The organism is Streptomyces sp. NPDC058620 (genome assembly GCF_042717135.1).
In the GTDB taxonomy this organism is placed as follows: Bacteria; Actinomycetota; Actinomycetes; order Streptomycetales; family Streptomycetaceae; genus Streptomyces.
In genome coordinates this window covers 1-2,575 of record NZ_JBHXQO010000136.1, presented here as the reverse complement: position 1 = coordinate 2,575, position 2,575 = coordinate 1, and the positions used below count along the sequence as shown (strand labels likewise).

Here is a 2,575-nt window from a genome sequence, read left to right as displayed (position 1 = left end):
GAACGCGCCATGGCCATACTCAAGTCCTGGCGGCTCCTGCGGAAGCTCCGCTGCAGCACCACCCGGATCACAGCCGCCGTCCGTGCCGTCGTCGCTCTCGAACTCGCCACCTGATCAAGATGGAAAAGGCTCAATGGATCTCGAGCAGTCTGGTGGACTCCAGAATCCGCGGAACGCGATCCCCGGCGGATCGGCCAAGAATCCAGGATTGAACACCGGCTATGCGGACCTGATGTACTGGACCGACACGACCGTCTACATCTGGGACGCCAAGCATGCCGGAGGTTCCGCGGAAGCGGGTGGAAAGAAGGACGTCCAGAACAAGGTTGACGCCCTGCAGAAGCATTTGAAGAGCAATGGGGACAACCGCACCGTCAAGGCCGGATTCGCATTCCCCGAACAGTCCGGTGTGAACTGGAAGAAGGGGGCGGAATGGGTGACTGCGTGGCCGTCCGCTAGGTCATCCTCCGTGATCGCCTACTCGATGAAGAAAATCGAGACGAAGAAACTCCCCGAGGCGCAGCCGGCCGAGCAGCCTGCCACCAGGCCCAGCTGGCTGACCGGCAGCTTGATGATCGGCGCAGGGATAGTAGTCGGAGCCGTAGCAGCCGCGGACGATGTCACCGGTATAGGCATCGCCGACGACCCGATTCTGTTCCCGGTGGCCGGAGGGCTGATAACAGGAGGCGCCATGGCCTTCTAAGAAGGTAGAAAAGTTGGCCGGGCGGCCTGACAGGCCGCCCGGCCAACACGCCCTGATGGGGCGACATTTCAGCGAGGCGGTATGCTATCGCTGATTGTTGACCCGGTTTTAGCGAGTGAGGAGTCCATTGTGGGTACATCATTGAGGATGCGTCGAGTTGGACCCGATGAGGTCCGGAAGGGTACCGAGTTTCTGGAGAGTCAGTTCACGGAGACCCTGGAGAACGATAAGTTCCTTCACGAGCTGGAAGCCGGGATTCTATGCAATCTGGGAGAGGACTGGCAAAAGGTCAACGTACTACTGACCGGCGAGGACTTCCCGGCAACGGGATCCGAGTGCCTGCCTGTCCTTGGCGGCGAGCAGGTGGCTACCCTGGGGAGCCCTTTCGACATGCTCCTTGTGCTGAAGCCTGAGTTGGTCCGGGCCGCGTCCCAATACCTTCAGGGAGTGCACACCGACGCCCTACTTGAGCAGAACAAGGGTAAATTGCGGGTCGTGGGTGGCGCTCCAGACTGGATGGTCATTGAGCTAGTAGGGCATATCGACACGATGAAGAAGTTCTATCTCGACGCGTCGGCCGCAGGGCAAGCGGTGACCAAGCGCGTATACGGCTGACCGCCCGAACGACCCATTCACGGCCGCCACCCTTCACCGGGAACATACGAATCACCCTGACGTCGTCCAGCCGCTCCACCTCAACACCCCGATACGGACGACGCACGGGCAGGTCGTCCGCGAGAGCGTCAAGATTGCTCAACCCCAGCCGCTGGCATGGTCTCTTGGTTGCAGCGCCGAGGCTATCGAGATCGCCGCGTTCGTCCCGGCCGACAGCATCGACCCGGTACGCAGGGCTTCGGCGTTGTTGAGCGGAGCTGGGTCTTGTGGCGGTCTGTCAGCCTGGTGGTACCCCGAAACGTGGCAGGCACGGGCCTCCAAGATCATGGATTTCTCTACGCCCCGTGATCCGAGTGGAAGACCGTGCCTGCCGACGCATCATCGCTGATCCCATCTGCCCTTGACCACCTCCGCCGGCATCAAGAACTCACTCCGGAGGAACTCCCCGGTCTGCTTGAGCGCCTGTCGGAGGTGCCCGATCCGCGTGATCCCCGCGGAGTGCGCCACGCTCTGGTGGTGGTGCTCGCCCTGGCCGCATGCGCAGTCCTGACTGGGGCGACATCGCTGTTGGCGGTAGGGGAGTGGATTGCAGATGCTCCGCCACACGTCCTCGAACGCGTCGGGGTTCGGCTCGACCCGCTGTTGCCGAAGCGGGTCCGCCCCACAGAGACAACGGTTCGCAGGTTGTTGGCGCGAATTGACGGTGATGCGCTCGACCTGGCTGTCGGTCGCTGGCTTGCCGACCGCCGCGCCCCAGAGCCGGGCCGACTGCGCGGTCTGGCCGTCGATGGGAAGAGCCTGCGCGGAGCCGCCAGGACCGACGGTCGGAGGATCCACTTACTTGCTGCCCTGGACCACGCCACCGGCCTGGTCCTGGCCCAGTTGGACGTCGGCGCGAAATCACCTGCTTCCGGCCACTGCTCGATGCCGTCGCCTACCTAGCCAACGTGGTGGTGACCAGCGATGCCATGCACACCCAGCGCGAACACGCCGACTACCTCCTTTCACGCGGCGCGCACTACATCGTGATCGCCAAGGGCAACCAGAAGAGGCTCCGAAGCCAGCTCAAGGCCCTTCCCTGGCGGGAGATCCCGCTCCAGGGCCGCGCCTGGCGCTGAGGCCGAGGTCGACTTTCGGGGACGTCACGGTGAAGCTAGCCGGGGAGCTGGTGACCTGCTACTTGTTCGCGTTCCGGTTGTCGTACTCGGGCAAGGCCGTCCACCGCATCTTCGCCTCGGCGGGGCAGGAGGCGTTCTT

4 protein-coding genes and 1 pseudogene are annotated in these 2,575 nt (G+C 63.3%); all 5 read left to right on the top strand.

The features are described 5' to 3' along the window. Nucleotides 1-114 (top strand): annotated as a pseudogene (locus ACFWSK_RS37630) (IS5/IS1182 family transposase); the annotation flags it as partial. 19 nt (nucleotides 115-133) lie between these two features. Next, nucleotides 134-703, top strand: a complete 570-nt coding sequence (locus ACFWSK_RS37625) for a hypothetical protein (protein ID WP_383796660.1) — start codon at nucleotides 134-136, stop codon at nucleotides 701-703. Between the two features lie 129 nt (nucleotides 704-832). Beyond that, nucleotides 833-1,318 (top strand): DUF1877 family protein, encoded by a 486-nt coding sequence (locus tag ACFWSK_RS37620; RefSeq protein ID WP_383796657.1) that lies wholly within the window; start codon nucleotides 833-835, stop codon nucleotides 1,316-1,318. A 363-nt stretch (nucleotides 1,319-1,681) separates the two neighbouring features. Next, nucleotides 1,682-2,260: a transposase family protein gene (locus ACFWSK_RS37615; protein WP_383796655.1), complete on the top strand. Its 579-nt coding sequence runs from the start codon at nucleotides 1,682-1,684 to the stop codon at nucleotides 2,258-2,260. Between the two features lie 5 nt (nucleotides 2,261-2,265). Next, entirely contained in the window at nucleotides 2,266-2,436 is a 171-nt protein-coding gene (locus ACFWSK_RS37610) for a hypothetical protein (RefSeq protein WP_383796652.1), read from the top strand. Nucleotides 2,437-2,575 lie beyond the last annotated feature (139 nt).

Coding starts and splice junctions, on each gene's coding strand:
- ACFWSK_RS37625 (WP_383796660.1), top strand. CDS start 134: ATGGATCTCGAGCAGTCTGGTGGACTCCAGAATCCGCGGAACGCGATC.